25 protein-coding genes and 1 pseudogene are annotated in these 17,853 nt (G+C 66.4%); all 26 read left to right on the forward strand.

Annotated features, from left to right (window positions below):
• The first annotated feature begins 193 nt into the window (after window positions 1–193).
• The 26 genes and pseudogenes from HKD39_RS14610 (at window position 194) to HKD39_RS14735 (ending at window position 17,790) form a co-directional block, all read left to right on the forward strand.
• Window positions 194–388: a hypothetical protein gene (locus HKD39_RS14610; protein ID WP_171200628.1), complete on the forward strand. Its 195-nt coding sequence runs from the start codon at window positions 194–196 to the stop codon at window positions 386–388.
• Complete coding sequence (locus tag HKD39_RS14615) at window positions 385–693, forward strand: hypothetical protein (RefSeq protein ID WP_171200629.1); 309 nt, start codon at window positions 385–387, stop codon at window positions 691–693. The genes HKD39_RS14610 and HKD39_RS14615 overlap by 4 nt, the downstream gene beginning before the upstream one ends.
• Window positions 694–1,104: 411 nt before the next feature.
• Window positions 1,105–1,416 carry a hypothetical protein gene (locus tag HKD39_RS14620; protein ID WP_171200630.1) on the forward strand — a complete coding sequence of 104 codons (312 nt, stop codon included), beginning with the start codon at window positions 1,105–1,107 and terminating at the stop codon, window positions 1,414–1,416.
• Window positions 1,413–1,865, forward strand: a complete 453-nt coding sequence (locus tag HKD39_RS14625) for a hypothetical protein (RefSeq protein ID WP_171200631.1) — start codon at window positions 1,413–1,415, stop codon at window positions 1,863–1,865. The genes HKD39_RS14620 and HKD39_RS14625 overlap by 4 nt, the downstream gene beginning before the upstream one ends.
• 1,214 nt (window positions 1,866–3,079) lie before the next feature.
• On the forward strand, window positions 3,080–4,354 hold the full coding sequence (locus HKD39_RS14635) for an AAA family ATPase (RefSeq protein ID WP_171200633.1): 1,275 nt from the start codon (window positions 3,080–3,082) through the stop codon (window positions 4,352–4,354).
• Between the two features lie 28 nt (window positions 4,355–4,382).
• Entirely contained in the window at window positions 4,383–4,748 is a 366-nt protein-coding gene (locus HKD39_RS14640; protein ID WP_171200634.1) for a hypothetical protein, read from the forward strand.
• Entirely contained in the window at window positions 4,745–4,936 is a 192-nt protein-coding gene (locus HKD39_RS14645) for a hypothetical protein (protein ID WP_171200635.1), read from the forward strand. The genes HKD39_RS14640 and HKD39_RS14645 overlap by 4 nt, the downstream gene beginning before the upstream one ends.
• 234 nt (window positions 4,937–5,170) lie before the next feature.
• On the forward strand, window positions 5,171–5,521 hold the full coding sequence (locus tag HKD39_RS14650) for a hypothetical protein (protein ID WP_171200636.1): 351 nt from the start codon (window positions 5,171–5,173) through the stop codon (window positions 5,519–5,521).
• Window positions 5,518–6,333, forward strand: a complete 816-nt coding sequence (locus HKD39_RS14655; RefSeq protein ID WP_171200637.1) for a hypothetical protein — start codon at window positions 5,518–5,520, stop codon at window positions 6,331–6,333. Before HKD39_RS14650 ends, HKD39_RS14655 begins: the two co-directional genes overlap by 4 nt.
• Before the next feature lie 131 nt (window positions 6,334–6,464).
• A pseudogene (locus tag HKD39_RS14660) lies at window positions 6,465–7,070 on the forward strand (RNA-guided endonuclease TnpB family protein); the annotation flags it as partial.
• 16 nt (window positions 7,071–7,086) lie between these two features.
• Entirely contained in the window at window positions 7,087–7,302 is a 216-nt protein-coding gene (locus tag HKD39_RS14665; protein WP_171200638.1) for a hypothetical protein, read from the forward strand.
• A gap of 264 nt (window positions 7,303–7,566) precedes the next feature.
• Window positions 7,567–8,133 carry a hypothetical protein gene (locus HKD39_RS14670; RefSeq protein ID WP_171200639.1) on the forward strand — a complete coding sequence of 189 codons (567 nt, stop codon included), beginning with the start codon at window positions 7,567–7,569 and terminating at the stop codon, window positions 8,131–8,133.
• 177 nt (window positions 8,134–8,310) lie between these two features.
• On the forward strand, window positions 8,311–8,412 hold the full coding sequence (locus tag HKD39_RS20805; protein ID WP_425488463.1) for an HNH endonuclease: 102 nt from the start codon (window positions 8,311–8,313) through the stop codon (window positions 8,410–8,412).
• A gap of 376 nt (window positions 8,413–8,788) precedes the next feature.
• Window positions 8,789–10,375 (forward strand): hypothetical protein, encoded by a 1,587-nt coding sequence (locus HKD39_RS14675; RefSeq protein ID WP_171200640.1) that lies wholly within the window; start codon window positions 8,789–8,791, stop codon window positions 10,373–10,375.
• 25 nt (window positions 10,376–10,400) lie between these two features.
• Window positions 10,401–11,771, forward strand: coding sequence for a phage portal protein (locus HKD39_RS14680; protein ID WP_171200641.1), 1,371 nt, complete (start codon window positions 10,401–10,403; stop codon window positions 11,769–11,771).
• Between the two features lie 49 nt (window positions 11,772–11,820).
• Window positions 11,821–12,717: a hypothetical protein gene (locus tag HKD39_RS14685; RefSeq protein WP_171200642.1), complete on the forward strand. Its 897-nt coding sequence runs from the start codon at window positions 11,821–11,823 to the stop codon at window positions 12,715–12,717.
• The gene (locus tag HKD39_RS14690) at window positions 12,689–12,967 is read left to right on the forward strand and encodes a hypothetical protein (protein ID WP_171200643.1); all 279 of its coding nucleotides are present in this window, start codon (window positions 12,689–12,691) and stop codon (window positions 12,965–12,967) included. Before HKD39_RS14685 ends, HKD39_RS14690 begins: the two co-directional genes overlap by 29 nt.
• Window positions 12,968–13,111: 144 nt before the next feature.
• Window positions 13,112–13,741: a hypothetical protein gene (locus HKD39_RS14695; protein WP_171200644.1), complete on the forward strand. Its 630-nt coding sequence runs from the start codon at window positions 13,112–13,114 to the stop codon at window positions 13,739–13,741.
• 22 nt (window positions 13,742–13,763) lie between these two features.
• Complete coding sequence (locus HKD39_RS14700; protein WP_171200645.1) at window positions 13,764–14,132, forward strand: potassium transporter; 369 nt, start codon at window positions 13,764–13,766, stop codon at window positions 14,130–14,132.
• Between the two features lie 2 nt (window positions 14,133–14,134).
• Complete coding sequence (locus HKD39_RS14705; RefSeq protein ID WP_171200646.1) at window positions 14,135–15,154, forward strand: major capsid protein; 1,020 nt, start codon at window positions 14,135–14,137, stop codon at window positions 15,152–15,154.
• On the forward strand, window positions 15,154–15,339 hold the full coding sequence (locus HKD39_RS14710; RefSeq protein WP_171200647.1) for a hypothetical protein: 186 nt from the start codon (window positions 15,154–15,156) through the stop codon (window positions 15,337–15,339). Before HKD39_RS14705 ends, HKD39_RS14710 begins: the two co-directional genes overlap by 1 nt.
• A gap of 21 nt (window positions 15,340–15,360) precedes the next feature.
• Window positions 15,361–15,780 (forward strand): hypothetical protein, encoded by a 420-nt coding sequence (locus tag HKD39_RS14715; RefSeq protein WP_171200648.1) that lies wholly within the window; start codon window positions 15,361–15,363, stop codon window positions 15,778–15,780.
• The gene (locus tag HKD39_RS14720; protein ID WP_171200649.1) at window positions 15,780–16,193 is read left to right on the forward strand and encodes a DUF6093 family protein; all 414 of its coding nucleotides are present in this window, start codon (window positions 15,780–15,782) and stop codon (window positions 16,191–16,193) included. Before HKD39_RS14715 ends, HKD39_RS14720 begins: the two co-directional genes overlap by 1 nt.
• A complete protein-coding gene (locus HKD39_RS14725; protein WP_171200650.1) occupies window positions 16,193–16,576 on the forward strand; it encodes an HK97-gp10 family putative phage morphogenesis protein in 384 nt (127 codons plus the stop codon). Before HKD39_RS14720 ends, HKD39_RS14725 begins: the two co-directional genes overlap by 1 nt.
• Window positions 16,573–16,995, forward strand: coding sequence for a hypothetical protein (locus HKD39_RS14730; RefSeq protein WP_171200651.1), 423 nt, complete (start codon window positions 16,573–16,575; stop codon window positions 16,993–16,995). Before HKD39_RS14725 ends, HKD39_RS14730 begins: the two co-directional genes overlap by 4 nt.
• A gap of 273 nt (window positions 16,996–17,268) precedes the next feature.
• Window positions 17,269–17,790, forward strand: coding sequence for a phage tail tube protein (locus HKD39_RS14735; protein ID WP_171200652.1), 522 nt, complete (start codon window positions 17,269–17,271; stop codon window positions 17,788–17,790).
• Window positions 17,791–17,853: the final 63 nt, after the last annotated feature.

Consider the following 17,853-nt stretch of genomic DNA (forward strand, 5'->3'; position numbering starts at 1 on the left):
CGACCCCGATCACACTGCCGTGCACCAGTATCGAGCCCGGCAGGTGCACCGACCCATGGTGTCCAGCGCACGCCACGTGCGGCGCCTGCGGCAGCGGCCTGGTCATCAACGATGGCGACCCGGCGTTCTGCCCAGAGTGTCAGCACGACGTGATGCCAGCCGGCACTTGCCTGTTGGACGGGACGGTGGCGTGATGCGCACCTACAGCGACCCCGACCACAGCCAGCCTATGCACCCCGACGTGTGCCCCTGCTCGCAGCGCGTCGATCACCCGCGGCTCCACCGGTGGCGGTTCGACGGGGATGACCACTACGTCATCTGCGTGTACTGCGATCAGATGCGGGACGCGATGTCGGGGCGGATCATCCGGGCAGGCGGTGCGTCGTGAGCATCTGGGCATCCCGCACCCCGATCGGCTGGTCCGCCGACTACGGAAAAGTCAAGGTATGCGAAGACTCTCACCGCTACCCGGACTACGACGGGGGGCTATCCGAGGTGGAGGTTGCCTCCATCCCGGCGTGGTGCGTGCCCGGCCACGAGGACCAGTACGAGTCGGAGGCGGTCGGGCCGTGGCTGCGCCTGACCGGCATCGAGAGTGTGGTGCTGGACGAGCAGGCGGTGAGGGTGCTGTGCGGGCAGCTGTGCGAGTGGCTCGCCCAGGACAAGGTACGACCACCAGGGGACGCGTCGTGATCGGCCGGCGGCTCCTGCACGCCATCACCCCGTGCCTGTGTGGGCACTGGCAGTGGCAACACCGCACCGCCTGCCGGGTGTGCGCCTGCGGGTGGTACCGACCAGACAAGGACACACCATGACCCGAGACCCATTGCCGCAGTTGGAGTTCAGCACCCCGCTGTGCCCTCTGTGCGAAACCGAGACACGTTTCGAACCCGGTGTCGGCTTCCTCTGCGACGACTGCAACGCCGCTTGGAACGAAGACGGCGCTTTCGATGAGTTCACGGACTCGGCGGAGCAGTGTCCCGAGACGAGAGTGAACGAGTGGACCGGGAGAACGTTCCGGTGCCAGCTCGCCGCCGGGCACACCGGAGACCCGTTGCTGCACATGAACGCTGCGGTGCTGCCGTGGCGTCAGGGCGGTGCGTCGTGACCACGACGACACTGCTTGCGTTGGGCGAGGTGTGGCGCGTCTTCGACAGCCACCAGATCAGCCCAGAGGGGCTCCACGTCGAAGGATCGCTGATCGCATACCCGATCATCGATGTGCGGTTCGAGTCGCGCGCCGACCTCGACGCGTTCGCCGCTGCCGACAAGGCCACCAAGCACGTCGAGCACAACCACACGAAAAACCGCGGGTACGACAAGGTGTCGGCGCGGTATGAGCGCCCCGGCCGGCGGATGCGGTTGCGGCACTTCTGCTTTCCGCACTGCGACGACTACCAGGACGGTGCATCATGACCCACGACACCGACCTTCTGCCACCGCCAGACCCGGTGGTCCCGTGCTGCGACACCGCCGCGTACAGCTACGGCGAGCAGTGCACCTGTTGGGTGGCCGAGTACGACCAGCCGCAGCAGCCGATCATGCCCGGCCCGCCACCGGTTCGCCGATCGATGTGTCGAGACTGCGCCTACCGCACCGACTCTCCCGAGCGCGCCGATATCGGCGGTGACCCGCTCGATTTCACCCGCGCGACACCGTTCTACTGCCACCAGGGGGTGCGGAGCGTCGCGCGGTGGCGGCACCCCTCCGGCGCTGTCATCGAGGCGCCAGCGGGTGCCTACGACCCGCCGCAGACCCCCGGGGTGATCTACGCGGCCGACGGTCGCCCCGAGCCGCTGTGCGCCGGCTGGGCGGCGTCGAATGGCCTGCCGCGGACGTACGAGCCTGCCGGCGGTGCGTCGTGACCCCCACCGCCGCGCCCGAGCGGCTCGCCGCGGCGGTCCGCACCATCAGCCCACTGATCGGTGTCTCGGCCCCGCTGGGGGTGTGGCGGCACCGCGGTATCGGTTCCACCGCATGGATTGTCGGCTGCCGGCGCTGCTACTGGTGGCGCGGCTGCGCGACGTGGCGGGGCGCGGTCGATGCCGGAGGCCAGCATCTGGTCGGCGTGCATCGGTGGCCAGGCGTGTGGGCCGTGGAGTTATCCACAGAGCAGGTTGGCAGACCTGCCCAGCGTGTGACACAACCGAGCTAGGAGGTGAGAAAGTCATGCCGAGAGACGGCGATGTGAATGATGAAGAACTGCGCCGACGCAATGCCCTCGCGCTATCGATTATTCAACACCGGGCGCTGTCTGAGCGCAGTTGGGATTCCGTGCGCCTGGCACTTCTCGGCGCGACGGTTCAGGAAATCATGGAAGTGGAAAGGGGCACTCGACGATGCCAGTGACCTTTCATGTCGATCCAGACTTCTACGACCACCCCAAGTGCATCGGCTTGTCTGATGCTGCGGTGGCGCTCTGGGTGCGTGCCGGTTCGTACTCCGTGGCCAAGCTGACTGACGGCTTGATCACCGTGGCGACCCTCGCACTGCTCTCCCGAGACGCTGATGCGGCAGCTGACGAGCTGGTCCGTGCGGGGTTGTGGCGTAGAGCTCGAGGCGGGTTTCGGTTCCATCAGTGGGGGGAAAGAAACCTAACGAGAGCAGCAGTCTCGAAGAAGCGGAAGGCATGGAGGGACGAGAAGCGCAACGCAAAGGACAAATCGGATACCCGCAGGTCAGAGGGCAAGTTTTCCGGTCCGGAATCCGGTCCGGAATCTGACCCGGAATCGGCGCGGAATCCGGTCCGGATTCTCACACATGGTAGTGGTAGTGGTTCTGGTAGTGGTTCTGGTGGTGAGACGCGCAAGCGCGCACACCGCCTCCCAGACGATTGGCAACCCGACGACGGTCTGATAGCGTGGGCTGCAGCGAAGTGCCCAGACGTGAACTACGATCGTGCAGTCGAACGATTCAGGAACTTCTGGCACTCGTCGTCCGGCTCATCAGCTTCAAAGCTGGATTGGCGTAAAGCATTTCAAAACTGGATGCTGAAAGATCAAACCGATCTCGAAGCGAAACGGCCCGCTAAAGTTCAACGTTTGCGGACCTCCGACGGTCGCCCATTCCTGGGGCCACTATGAGTGATATCCAGGAAACCGCCGTTTACGCCGAGCACGCGGTCATCGGCTCCGCGCTACTAGGCTCAACCCGATCACTGCTCGAGCTGACCGACGGCGATTTCACCGACGGTCGGTGCCGACTCATTGCCACGACCATCCGGGACATGCTCCGCCGCGAGGAACACGTCGACACCATCACCGTGGCCGACAAGCTGTTCGGCAGGGTCGGGCCCGAACACATCCACAAGCTCGCCTCCGCAGTGCCGATGGCCGATGCCGGCGGCTGGTACGCCGGCATCGTCCGCAACGCCACCCGGGTTCGCGTCACCGCGCAGGCGCATCGCCGTGCCCTGCAGGCACTTTCCGGCGATGAGCCGGCCGAGGTGGTCGATCAGACTCACACGGACACGATCTCCGACCTCGAGGCCGTGCCGCCCCTGCTGGACGTGGCACCTGACGCGGACCCGCCGACGATCGCCGACCTGCTCGACCTCGAGTTCACCCACGACTGGCTCGTGCCCGGTCTCATGGAACGTCGCGAGCGGATAGTCCTCGTCGCCGCCGAAGGCGCGGGAAAGTCGGTGTGGCTCAGCCAGATCGGCATTGCCCTCGCCGGCGGCTGCCACCCCATGACCGGTCAGCGCATCGACGGGCCGAAGCGGGTCCTGCTGATCGACGCGGAGAACTCGCTGCAGCAGACGCAACGGCGCTTCCGGTGGATCGCCGACCGGTTCGGCGATCGGCTGACCGTCGGCTGGGCGAGGAACGTCATCCACCACATCCGCCCCGAGGGATTGGACCTGCCCGGCCGCGACCGGGCCTGGCTGATGAAGGTGTGCGCCGCGGCGAGCCCGGACCTGATCATCTTCACCCCCGCCTACAAGCTGATGCGCGGAAACCCGCAGCTCGACTCAGATGTGCTAGCCCTCCTGCAGGTGATGGACGAGGTGCGGGTGCGGCACAACGCAGCCCTGCTCATCGAAACCCACACCGGACACGGCCTCGACGAGACCGGCCGCCGGGCAGTGCGCCCCTACGGATCGTCGGTGTGGCTGCGGTGGCCGGAGATCGGCATCGGACTCACCCGCCACGTCGTCAACGAGATGGTGATGGACGACGAGCTCGCCGTGGGTCAGTGGCGCGGCATGCGCGAAGAACGCGCCTGGCCCTCTGTCATTCAGCGCGGCCGTGACCGGCAGCTGCCATGGATCGAAGCCGGATCCGAGTACTGGGGTGCCGTGCGCCGAGCACCCCTCGACATCCCACCCGACCCGAGAGTGAAGGACGACTGATGCCCATTGAAACCTGTTGGTGGCGGCCATGATCGCCACCAGTCAGACCCTGGACCTGCCCTACCCGACGCTGCCGCTCCGCTCGAACCACCGGCACCACTGGCACACCCGAGCTCGCATCACCGCGGAGATTCGCGGGCAGTCCGCGTGGATCGCGAAAGCCGCACTGCGCCCGGTGGTCGGGCCGGTGACGGTCACGCTGCTGTGGTGCGTCACCGACAAACGCATCCGCGACGCCGGCGCCGGCGCACCGACGTTGAAAGCGGTGATCGACGGGCTGGTCGACGCGGGCATCCTGCCTGCCGATGACGACTCGGTGGTCGTGGCCGAGACGTACCGGGTGGTCCGTGGCACCTACCGCGGGGTGCGGGTGCTGATCGAGGCCGCGTCGTGAACGAAGTGACCTCACTGGCCGAGAGGGTCGGACCTGCCCGCCACGTCGAGCTCGACGTGCAAGCCGCAGCCCTCGTCGTCCTCGCCAGGCATGGCGCGCTGGACCTGAGAGAGCCGCTGGGCATCGACCTGGACGCCCTGCGAGTGTGGAGACAGAAAAGGAAATCTGATGCCGCAGAAACGATCTGAGGGCTTCGCTGAGCTCCGCCGCATCGCTGCGGAAAGCCCACCACCGCCACGGCCGTTCGACCCTGCTGCCGAGTTCCGCGTCGCCGCGGCCTACTGCCGCGGCATCTACGGGCCACCTCGTCACCGGCACCGCCTGCACCCGCACTGGGAGGCGCATGCACGAGGGCGCACATCCCGGCTTCGAGCCGCGCGCAGCGACTACCGCCGGAAGACCAAGCACCGCAGGAGGAACCGATGATGAACCAGTGGACCTTCATTGCTGCCGTTGCAGCTTTCTGGGCAGCCGTCCTTGTCTGGACAACCTGGATGAGTCGCCGGCAGGCTGACAGGGAGGCGCAGCGACGAGAACGCCAGCAGGAGAACGAACATCGCTGGCAGGAGCGGCGCGATGAGCGCATACGGGAAGCCAGGCGCTCAGACGACCAGGAGTACCTGACTGCGCTTCGGACAGTCATCCAGCCTCGGCCGGGAGTGTTCGTCGCGGATGCCAATCAGATCGGACGCGTCGTCAAGGCCGCCGCGGAGCGCGCTGGGCGAGGCCTCGGGCGCATCGCCACAGACAGGGACGATCAGGAGACCATGTGAGCCAGCGCACCTGTGTTGCATGCCGGGCCGAGACCCTCGACGCCTACCTGTGCCGCGGCTGCGGTAACCGCCTCGCCGCGGACCTGCGCGAGCTGCCGCTACTCGTGCACGAGCTGGAGATCACCATCCATCGGCAGTCGGTAACCGACACTGACAAGCGCCGATCGAGGGACTCGTCGGCCCCGCTGCCCTACGACTGGTCGGCAGATCACACCCGCGACGATCTGGTCAACACCATCGAGACCTGGATCAGAGAGCTGGTGCTGGACGCTCGCGAGACCGAGCACCTGGCGCCCAACCTGCGGTCGTGTTGCCACTGGCTAGCCTCAGCGATCGAGCGCATCCGGATGCACCCGGCCGCCGATGAGATCTTCGATGAGATCACCTATGCGGTGGCTGACGTGCGACGTGCCATCGACACTCCGCTACCCGCGGAGTACTACGGCAAATGCCCGGTCTGCGACAGCGACCTGCTCGGGCGTGCCGATGCCGACGAGGTGGTGTGCCGGCGCTGTGCCCGGCTCAACGTCGACACGGTGGTGCCGACTGCCGGCCGACGGCAGGGCATGTGGGTCAAAGCCAAGGACCAGCTGGTGACCAGGGCCGTAGCGTTGGCAGCGTTGCCGGTGTACAAGATTCCGCCGCCTAAGCCGTCGACCTGGCGGACTTGGATCGAGCGCGGCAGGACCGGTGAAGCCAAGGGTCTGGTGCCGGCCAAGATCGATGGCGCCGGCCGGCCGCTGTACCGACTGGGGGATGTGCTGGCGTTGGCGGGCGGTGCCGATGGACACGCCGAGCGGACGCCTGCTTGACAATGCTGTGACCTGCTGCGACGCTGTGGGTGCAACAAGTGTGCCCAGACCCCGGTAGCTCAGGCTGTCGGGGTCTTTGCGTTACCCAGCGCGGCTCAGGTACTCGGCCAGTGCGCGGCGTGCCAACTTCGAGACCAGATGCGACGGTCGGGCTGGATGCGGGCATCACGACACTGGTCACGCTCTCCACCGGAGAGAAGATCACCAACCCGAAGCACGAGAAGAAGGACCGGGCCAAGCTCGCCAAGGCGCAGCGCAACCTGTCACGCAAACAGAAGGGTTCGAACAACCGGGCCAAGGCGAGGTTGAAGGTCGCCAAGGTCTACGCCCGCATCGCCGACCGGCGACGGCACCACCTGCACGAGCTCACGACTCGAATCGTTCGCGAAAACCAAACGATCGTTATCGAGGACCTGGCCGTGCGGAACATGGTGAAGAACCGATCACTGGCGCGGGCTATCTCCGACGCGTCCTGGTCGGAACTCCGGTCGATGCTGGAGTACAAGGCCGACTGGTACGGCCGCGAAGTGATCGCGATCGACCGTTGGTATCCGAGCAGCAAGACCTGCTCCGACTGCGGTCACCTGCTGCGGTCCCTGCCGCTGAATATTCGGGAGTGGGTGTGTGCCGAGTGTGGCGCCGTCCACGACCGGGACGTCAACGCGGCACGAACGATTCTGGCCGCGGGGCTCGCGGTTTCAGCCTGTGGAGATGGAGTGAGACCGCCTCGCTCCTGAAGCGAGGAGGCATCCGTTGAAGAAGCAGGAATCCCCCGGCTTTAGCCGTGGGGAGCAAGTCAACTACCACCGCTGCACCACCGACCAGTGCGATCAATGGACCGACCGCGAGCACTGCGACGACTGCGAGGACGAGAGGCAGGCGCGACGTGAAGTACCGACGTTGCCTCGACTGTCCCGCGGTGATCGACGCGAAGCGGACCCGATGCCCGAACTGCAGCAAGACCTTTGAGCAGCAGCGCGGTAGCTCAACCGCCCGCGGCTACGGCGCACCGCACCGGCGGATACGGGCGGCCACCGCGAAAAACGTTGCCGCCGAAGGCTTCACCTGCTGGCGCTGCGGACAGAGCTTCCCGCCCGGAAGCCAATTCGACCTCGGTCACACTGACGACCGGACCGGATACGCTGGACCGGAGTGCATGCCCTGCAATAGGGCGACAGCATCACGAAGATGACCCCGCGAGGTTGCAGCCTCCGGGGTTACGGCCGATCTGAGATGGAGATCGACATGGACAACGCTACCTGCTCGGTGACCAACTGCGACTTGCCGACAAGGAAGGCGGGCATGTGCGTCAGCCACTACATGAAGCAATGGCGGTACGGGACACCGACGCCAACCTTTGAACCGCGCGCCCTGCGCGATGTCGTGGGCAGACGGTTTGGCGCCTTGATGGTCACAGGCGAGCGCATCGGCCGCACGTGGGTCTGTCTCTGCGACTGCGGTAACACCACGCGCGCCACGCGGGACGGCCTGCTGAATGGGATGCGGATCGCTTGTGGCGACAAAGCGGCGCACTACCGCCGCGAGGATGCCGGTTACTACGCGGCGCACGACCGCGTGAAACGGGACCGAGGCCGAGCTGCCGAACACCTGTGTGTCGACTGCAGCCAGCCAGCCCAGGAGTGGTCATACAACCACGATGATCCGGACGAGCGGATCTCGGTGGCCTCTTCCTCGGCCGGAGCGCCGTACAGCCTGAGTCCCGCTCACTACTCGCCGCGTTGCATCGCGTGTCACCGCCGTTTCGACGGGAACCCTGTAGCGACGCGGCGCCCTGCATGACCGCCCCCGAATGCCGCCCGTGCAACCGGGCGACAGCCGGCCGCACAGCGCTCTGACCTGCGGAAACGCAAAACGGACACCCCGGGGGGGACACCCCCGCTGACCTGGGCTTTTGGACCGCGGGGAAGGTGACAAGCTGTCCGGAGTGCTGAGTTACTTCCGAAGAAGGGGATCACCGTGACTGATTGCTCAAGAGGTGGCAAGCACGATCCTGGCAACGTTCAAGTCGCTCACCTGTCCTGCAATGTGGCGAAAGGTTCGCGGTGCTTAACGGCCTAGGTGATCGCGGCCGGCGGCTGTGGGGGTCACTGCTGGCCCAAGATTCAGCGCTCGAGGATGAACTGAACCCGATGCGTGAGGTTGCCCTGTCGGCGTGCCGGACGGCGGACCGGGTAGAGAATCTGGAGTCTCGGGCTACATCTGTCGATCCCGTTGTTGAGGGCCGAGCGGGTCCGATGATTCATCCGTTGTTCGCAGAGGTTCGGCAGCAGTCGGCGTTGTTGGCCCGATTGGTGGCGGCATTGCGGCTGCCGGACGAGGTTTCGGGTAAGCGCCCGATACGCCGGCAGATTCGTGGGGTCCAACAGCCGTCAAAGGTGTCATCGCTGGATCGGGTGTCGAGCTTGGATCGCGCTCGGGCGGCGCGGAGTTCCTGATGCCCTGGACAGGGCCGCTTTTCGAGGGCCACGTCTGCTCGCTCGGCTACGAGCTGCTGGACTGGATTCACGAGTTTGAATGCCACGGCCCCGGCGACGTACAGGGCGAGCCGCTCGACTATGACGACGAGATGCGGGACTTCGTCATCGAGGCGTACCGGCTGGATCCGAACACCGGCCGGCGGGTCTACGACGAGGGCGTGCTGTCGCGACCGAAAGGCCGAGCGAAGTCGGAGATTGCCGGCCACATTGCGATCGCTGAGGCGTTCGGCCCGGTACGGTTCGGCGGATGGGGTGCCGACAGTCAGCCTGTCGGCCGGCCGGTCACGTCGCCGCTGTTGAAGTGCCTGGCGACAGAGGAAAGCCAGACCGGCAACACTTTCGAGGTCGTCGCGTTCATCGCAGCCGATTGGGGCCAGGACGTTCATCCCGACGTCTACGGCGGCGCGTCGGGCGTCCGTCAGTACCAGTCGGCTACGGCGATCTACCTGCCTCATGGTGGTGAGATTCGCGCATGCACCAGCGGGGCGGCGAGCAAGGACGGCGGCAAGGAGACGTTCGTCGTCGCTGACGAGTCGCACCTGTACGTGCTGCGTGAGCTCAAGTCGATGTACGGAACGGTCCGGCGGAACCTCGGCAAGCGGAAGCTGGCTGAGCCGTGGATGCTGCAGACGTCGACGGCGTACCGGCCGGGTGAGCAGTCGGTGTTCGAGGACACGTTGACCGCTTGGCGCAAGGGCGAGCTGTCGTCGACGGTGTACGTCAACCACCGTGAGGCCAAGGGCCGGGTGGACATCTCGGACCGTCCGCACACGATGGCGCAGTTGCGGGATGTGTACGGCGCTGCGGCCGAGTGGATGGATCTGGATCGGATCTACCGGGAGATGACGGATCCGCGGTCGTGTCCTGACGAAGAGACGGCGGCGCGGTACTTCCTGAACCGGCCGATGTCGGGTAAGGACGCGTGGATCCCTGATGCGGTGGTGGAGCGGCAGGCCCGTAAGGAGCCCGTTGAGGAAGGCTCCGCGATCGCGCTCGGGTTCGATGGGTCGCTGAACGATGACTCGACGGTGCTGATCGGTTCACGAATGTCCGACGGGTTCCTGTTCCCGATCGGTATCTGGGCGAAGCCCACGGGCCCCGAGGGGAACTGGTGGGAAGTGCCGAGGGCCGACGTGCTGGCCATGATCCGTGAGGCGTTCGAGCGGTACAACGTGTCGCGGCTGTACGCCGATCCGCACGAGTGGCGCTCCGACATCGATGCGCTGCAGCAGGATCTCGGCGAGCGGGTGTTGCCGTGGGCAACGTCCCGTGAAGTGCAGATGTCAGCCGCGCTGGACCGGCTCCGCGTCGACCTGATGAGCGGTGCGGTGTGGCACGACGGCGACGGGGTGCTGATGGAGCATTTCCGCAACGCCTACGTGGCGCGTAAGGGCGGGAAGCGTCTGGTGCGCAAGGAATATCCGAACTCTGACCGCAAGATCGACTCGGTGGTTGGTGCGGCGTTGGCGTACGAGGCGCGCGCTGACGCGATCTCCGCCGGCTGGACTGAGTCATCGGACGACAACCGTGTGTTCTGTTGGTGACTGAACTCGAAGGAGGGTCTGCGCTGTGACCCTCCCCGTGGCTTCCGTGCTGTCCGACGACGAGAAGACAGCGATCTCAGCGTTGTCGGCGAAGATCCGCAAGGACGAGCCCGGTCTGGAACTGCTGGACCGCTATTACGACGGTGCGCAGCGCATCGAGCACTTGGGTCTGGCGGTGCCGCCGGAGTTGCGGCACTTCATGACGGTCATCAACATCCCGCGGATCGCCGTGGACGAGCCGACGATCCGCCAGTTGGTGCGCGGGTTCTACCGCTCGGGTGATTCCACCAAGGAAGATCCGGCGTTGCGAGAGGCGTGGGAGTACAACAACCTCGCGTCGGAGTCGACGTTGGTGCATACCGACGAGAAGATCTTCGGCCGCTCGTACGTGTCGGTCGGCTCGAACGCTGAGGACTCCGAGCACCCACTGATCACCGCCGAGAGCCCTATGCAGATGGGCGTGCAGGTCGATCGCCGGTTCCGTCGGATCACTGACGCCTTCCGGATGTACCGGGACGAGGAGCGGGTCACTCGCGGCACCTTGTACGAGCCGGACTCGACGGTGCATGTGGTGCGTGGGCGGAACGGTTGGGTGGTCGATGACGAGCGTGGTCGGGACGATCACGACCTCGGCGTGGTCCCGATCGTCGGATTCGTTCACCGCCGGCGGGGGCAGGGGTTTCACGGCCTGTCGGAGATGGCTGACGTCGTGCAGATGACCGATGACATCGCCCGGCTGATGTCGAACATGATCGTCGCGTCGGAGTCGCTGGCTTTGCCGCACCGGTGGGCGTCCGGGGTGAAGAAGGAAGACTTCGTCGACAAGGCCGGCAAGTTGCTTCCCCAGTGGGAGGCGTACATGACGGCCATCAAGGCGACGTCGAACACGGACGCGAAGTTCGGCCAGTTCGACGCGGCGTCGCTGTCGAACTTCCACGACACGGTGAACAACATGTTCGCCTGGTGCGCAGCGATTCTCGGCCTGCCGGTGCGGTACGCCGGCCAGCAGACGTCGAACCCGGCCAGCGAGGGCGCCATCCGAGCGGACGAATCGCGGCTGATCGCCCGGGTCAACGCGATGAACCGGTTCGACGGCGATTCGTGGGCGTGGGTGATGGGCCTCGAGGAACGGTTCCGTACCGGGTCGTGGGGTCAGCGCAACTCGATCCGCGTGTTGTGGCAAGACCCGGGCACGCAGACGTTGGCGGAGATCGCCGACGCCGCGGTGAAACTGCGTCAGGTGCAGGGACTTTCGGTCGAGGGCATGTGGGACATGCTCGGCTGGGACGAGCCACGCAAGCAGCAAGAGGCCAGTCGACTGCAGTCGGAGGCGAACGATCCGAGTATCGCCCGGTTGACGGAGGCGCTGAGCAGTGGCGCTGCCGCAGGCGGCTGACGAGCACTACCGGAACAACGCCCGGATCGTCGGGTCGGTCCTGGTCGGGTTGCGGTCGCTGTGGTCTCGACTGCCGGCTGTCGGCCTGGGCGCGGCGTGGGATCGCGTCGAGGACGATGCGCTCGGCCTGCTGACGGCCGGCCAGGCGGCCGCGGCGTCGGAGGCCAGCGCGTACGTGCCGGCCGTGCTCGCCGAGCTCGGCCTGCCGGACAACCCGACCACCCGTGTCGATCGCTCATCGGTCGTGGGCGTTGCGGCGTCCGGTGTTCCGCTGCTGGACTTGCTGCGCTTCCCGGTGCAGCGGGCGCTGGCCGACATGGACGACGGGCTTGAGCCGCTGGCGGCGAAGGCGTCGGGCGGGAAGCTGCTGGAAGGTATCGCGCAGACGCAGGTCGTTGACGCGGGCCGGGCGATCGAGAGTGTCGAGTCGGTCGTGCGGCCGGCGGTCACCGGCTACGTGCGGATGCTGCGGCTGCCGTCGTGCGCACGGTGCGCGATCTTGGCGGGCCGGTTCTACCGGTGGTCGGCTGGGTTTCAGCGTCATCCGCGCTGCGATTGCGTCCACGTCCCGGCGTCGGAGGATGTCGCTGGCGATATGCGCACCGATCCGGCAGCGGCGATCCGCGCCGGCCGGGTGCATGGTCTGTCGCAGGCGGATCTGAAGGCGATCGTCGAGGACGGCGCCGATCCGGCGCGGGTGGTCAACGCCAACAAGGGCATGGGCACTGGCCAGGTGTTCGGTGTGCCGGGCATCAAGACGACGGCGGCCGGGTTCGTCGGCAAGGACAAGAAGCTGATTCGGCTCCGGCCAGAGTCGATCTACCGGCTGGCCGACGGGGACCGCGACGAAGCGATGCGTCTGCTGCGGGCGCACGGGTACACCACCGACGCGCCGAAGCCCAAAGCCGCAGCCGGCGGTGGTGGCGGCAAGCCGCCGAGACATTGAGGCGGAGCACAAGGGGCTCAGTGAGACGACGCCAGCCGATGCCGTTCACATCGGCCGTCAGATCGCAAAGGCGACCGCCAAGAACAAGCGCCGCAAGACCGTCCACACGGTCATCGTTGATATTGGCGCCAGGGACGTTACGAATGAGGAGTTCGCCGCCCTGCAGCGGTACAACGACACTGCGGAGCGCCGCATCGGGGAACTGTGGCTGCTGGCACAGGGCACGTTGCGGCAAGTGCTCGAGGAATAGAACAAGCGGGCCGTTTCCCCAGTTAACACCGAGGCCGGTTCCCGCTTGCAAGGCCAACTCTACGCCGCAATCGCGCCACGGGAAAGCCGAGGCGCTCAACGTCCCAGCGATGCAAGGTCGCCGGGCCAACCCCAGGAGTGAACGATGCCGCAGCAGCCTGCCCAGACGGAGCCGAAGGACGCCGACCGGGGAGATCAGTCGGGCCAGCAACCAGCCGGCGGGAACGCCGCCCCCGATCCGAACGCCGGGACCGGCGCCCCCGATCCGAACGCCGGGACCGGCGCGGGTCAGGGTGACGGCGAGTGGCAGGGCAAGTACCAGGGCCAGTTGCAGGTGAATCGCAACCTGGAGTCGCAGCTGAACCAGCTCAAAGACGGCATGAAGGCCGCGCTCGGGCTGGGCGACAAGAAGGTCGATCCGGCTGACCTGGTGAACCAGCTGCAGGGCGTGTCCGCGCTGCAGGAACAGGTGACCGTGCTGACCCACCGGAACACGGTGAACGAGGTCGCGATGGAGCACCACATCACCGACAAAGACGACGTCGCGTTGCTGGCCGGAATCTCCGACCGCAATGCGATGGAGAAGTTGGCGGCCCGGCTCGCGCCGGCCGCCGGCTCCGACTCGGGCAAGCCGAGCGGGAACGGCAGCAACTCGGGAAAGCCGGGAACCCCGCGCCCAGACCCCTCACAAGGGGCGACCGGCGCAGGGAAGGCAACCACCTCAGTCTCGGCGGGCCGAGACCTGTGGTCGGAGCGCCACCCCACCAAGCAGTAGCCCAACAACCAAGGAGGCATCCATGCCCCGTCTCAAGCGAGAGACGTTCGGCAGTGGTGACCAGACCTGGCTCGGGTCCGACCACGGGCTGTTCAACGCCCGCACCGGCACTCTCGACGTCAGCACGTTCACCGCTGGAACGCACTACCCCAACGGGTACTTCCCGTCGGGTCTGATCGTGAACTGCGCCGACGAAGGCGCGATCAAGCCGTTCACGGGCGGCGCCGGCGAGCAGCTCGGATTCGTGCTCACCGACCAGTCCACCGACGGAGTCGCGGACATCGCGATTCCGGTCCTGCGGCACGGCCTGATCAAGACCGCACACCTGCCCGTGTCCACCAACCTGCCGGCCACCGCGCCAGCCGGGTTCGTCTTCATCGGGGGTAACTGATCATGGCTCTCTGGACCGACATCATCACGCCCGCCGAGCTGACCGGGTACGCCCGGGAGAGCCTGGCTGCCTACGAGCAGCGCAAGGGCACCCTCGCGCAGTTCCTCCCGAACCGCGAAGTCGCTGACATCGTGGCGCGTTTCGTCGCCGGCCAGTACGGGCTGGTGGACGAGGCCCGTTACCGGGCGTACGACGCGGAACCGGAGATCGGCAAGCGCCAGCCGGGCAAGCGAGTCAGCATCGAGCTGCCGGCCGTGGGGCAGAACATCCCCGTGTCCGAGTACCTGCAGCTGCGCACCCGCAACGCCACCGACCTCGACGTGCAGAACCAGATCCTGCGCGACACCGAGACGGTGGTACAGGCGGTCGCGGACCGCACCGAGCGGATGCGCGGCACGGTGCTGACCACCGGCAAGGCGACGATCGATCAGCCGAACTTCAAGACGGAGGACGACTTCCAGCGCGACGCGTCGCACACCGTCACGGCCGGCACCCTGTGGAACGATCCGGCGGCCGATCCGATCGGCTACCTGGAGACGCTGCAGGATCTGTACGTCACCGACACCGGCGACGAGCCCGGCGCTGTGCTGATGTCCCGCAGGGCGTTCCGGGCGATGCAGGCCAATGCGAAGCTGGCGACGCTGCTGGTCAGTGGTGCCACTCGCCAGGCCACTGACTCGGACGTCCGGGCACTGGTGTCCGGCGCAGGCCTGCCGGACATCGTCATCTACGACCGCCGCACTTCGGCCGGCCGGGTCATCCCGGACGATCGGGTGTTCCTGCTGCCGGCACCGGTCGCGGTGAACGACTGGCAGGGCACGCAGCTCGGCGCGACGTTCTGGGGCCAGACCCTGACGTCGGTGGACCCGGACTTCGGGATCGAGCCGTCCGAGCAGCCGGGCATCGTGGTGGGCGTGTACCGCAACGAGAAGCCTCCGATGATCGCTGAGGTCATCTCGGATGCCATCGCTCTGCCGGTGCTGGCCAACGCGAACCTGTCCATCGCCGCCAAGGTGCTGTGATGGCGGCCGTCACCGAGACGGTCGTCGTCCGAGGACAGGATGGTTCGCCGCACGTGATTCACGCCGGATCCGAGATCCCTGAGTGGGCTGAGGGTCAGGTCGGGGATCACGTGCGGGCCGAGCCGAAGGCCAAGCCGCCGGCGCGCCGGCAGAAGCCGAAGCCAGATTCCGACGACGACGAGTGAGCGGGACGGGGGTGGCGTGCCATGTTGACACCCGATGACATCGCGGGCGAGCTCGGCATGCCGCCCCCGGCCGAAGGCTCGACGACGTGGAATCAGTGGGAGCGATGGATCAGTGACGCCATGTTGCTGATTCGTCTTGCCGCGGAGGCGCGCGGGCTGTCGGTGGCTTTGCTCGATCCGGAGGTCGTTGACTACGTGGTGCGCAGGTTGGTTGCGGGGCAAGCCCGTCAACCGCGAGACGGTGCCTTGCAGGTGTCGGTGTCGGTGGACGACGCCAGCTCGGCGCGAACGTACTCGGCGCCCGACAGGGTGACGGTTCTGCCGGATGACCTGCTGGACATGCTTTTCCCGGGATCGGAGAGGGCGTCGTTCAGCATTCGCCCCGGCTACCAACCCGGTTGCCCGACAGCGCCGGCCGCGCCGTACCGACGGTGGCACTGATGCTCGCCGACGACATCGACCTGGCTCTCCCGGAGTTGAGGGCGCACACAGAGTCGCTGATGCAGGACACCTGCGTGATCACGGTGGCCGGCGATGGTCTGCCGGTGTGGGACGAGGAGACGCAGACATCGGTTCCACCTGAGCCGCAGGTGATCTATGAGGGCAAGTGCCGGATTCGTTTGCCACAGATGAACTCCGACCGACCTCTGTTGGCGGTCGATCAGGTGGTCACGGTGCAGCACATCATCTCGATCCCGGTAGCGGCCGTCGATGTGCCCAACGGTGCCACGGTCACTGTCACGGCATCCAGGTGGGATGCGGCGAACGTTGGCCGCCGGTTCACGGTGCGCTCGACGGTGCACCAGTCGCAGGCAACAGCGCAACGTCTCGCGTGTGAGGAAGTGCAGTCCTGATGGCCGTCGAAGTTGAAGGTCTCCGCGAGCTGCAAGACGCCTTCCGTCAGCTCGGTAAGGACGTCCAGAGGACCGCGCGAAGGGTGGTGCGCCGTGCGGCCGTGAACGTGAAAGCCGATGCGCGCAAACGCATTGAGTCCATGATCAGCGACCAGCATTCCTACCTGCCGCACTACCCGGCGTCGATTGACTTCGACATGGATGGCAGGACCGCCGCCGTGATCGGCCCAAACATCGAGAAGAAGCAGGGGAAGTTCGGCCGCGGCGTCGAGTTCGGTTCGGCCCGCACGCCACCGATGCCGCACATGCTGCCAGCTGCTGACGCGGAAGAACCGCGGTTCCTCCAGGCGATGGGCGACGAGATCGGGAAGCTGCTGCCGTGACCGTCGAGAACGCGTTGGTCGCAGCCGTCAAGGCGGCCGCAGGGAACGTGCCGGTGTACGACTCGATCGTGCAACATGCACCGGAAGTGGTTGTGCCACGGTACGTCGTCGTCTACCCGTCGGTGGGTGAAACTTTGGAGCCGGCGATTTGCGAGCTTGGGCGCCGAGATCGGACCTGGGCACCGAGGTTGACGTTCTTGGTGGCCGGACGGAATCTTGCACTGGGCCCAGAGGTTCGGGCACTGGCCGACCGGGTGCTCAATGCCCTGACCGTTCAACGATTGTCACTCGCAGGCTGGTCGGCGGGGCCGATCGAGGTCGACTTCGTCAACCCTCCGCAGCGTGACGAATCAGTGCTTGCCGCACCCACGGTCTACCTCACTGCCGGTGTGAAGATCAGCGCCACCAGCGCTGCCTGACCAGCATCCATCCCGAAACACTGAACCCGCGAACACGGGAGGAATCACCGTGCCAAAAACCAAGTACTACAAGGCGTTTCCCGCCGTTCGGACACAGTCGGCAGCGGACATCACCCGCGCTCTGCGCCAGCGTGACGCAGGCGAACCTAAGACCGCCGCATCAGGAACTGATGCGGTAGCGGCGTCCGCCGCACCCTCCGCGCCTGGACCTGCGGAATCCACCCCACCCGATCCGGTCACCTACTCCGGTGACTTTGCGGAAGGACACCAGGCATGACCTCACCAACACCGACCACCACCAGCCAGCACACCCTCGTCAACGGGAACCGCCGCATCGTCTGGGTGGAGACCCTGGCCGATCCTGCCCATCCCAAGCTGTCGGAAATTGCTGCCGGCAAGGACCTTTCCTGCGACATCGTCAAGGGCAACGTCGACGTCGGCATGCAGGAGTCCGACACCAACGACGAATCGCCGTTGTGCCAGACCGCCAACGGCAAGTCGATCACCGCGGCCAACTACCAGGCCACCTTCACTACGTTCCGGCTCTACACCCCGGAGGGTCTGCCTGCGGAGGACGATCCGGTGGTACTGCTCGGGGACCAGCCGCACGGCTATATTTTGGACTTCCAGGGTAAGCCGGTACTGACCAGCTCCGTGAAAGCTGGAGACCCGGTTGCGGTGTACGGCGGCCAGCTCGACTATCCCCGCCCGAACGCGGCCGAGGGCAAGTTCAAGAGCGACTGGACTGTCGTGCCATCCGGCGAGGTCTTCCCGAACGCGACCGTCGCCGCCTGATGAACGCCCCGGCCCGTCGAGTCCAGGTCGGCGGGCCGGGGTCCTCAACTCTGACCTGGACGC

The sequence above is a fragment of the Nakamurella aerolata genome, assembly GCF_013002705.1.
Lineage (GTDB): Bacteria > Actinomycetota > Actinomycetes > Mycobacteriales > Nakamurellaceae > Nakamurella > Nakamurella aerolata.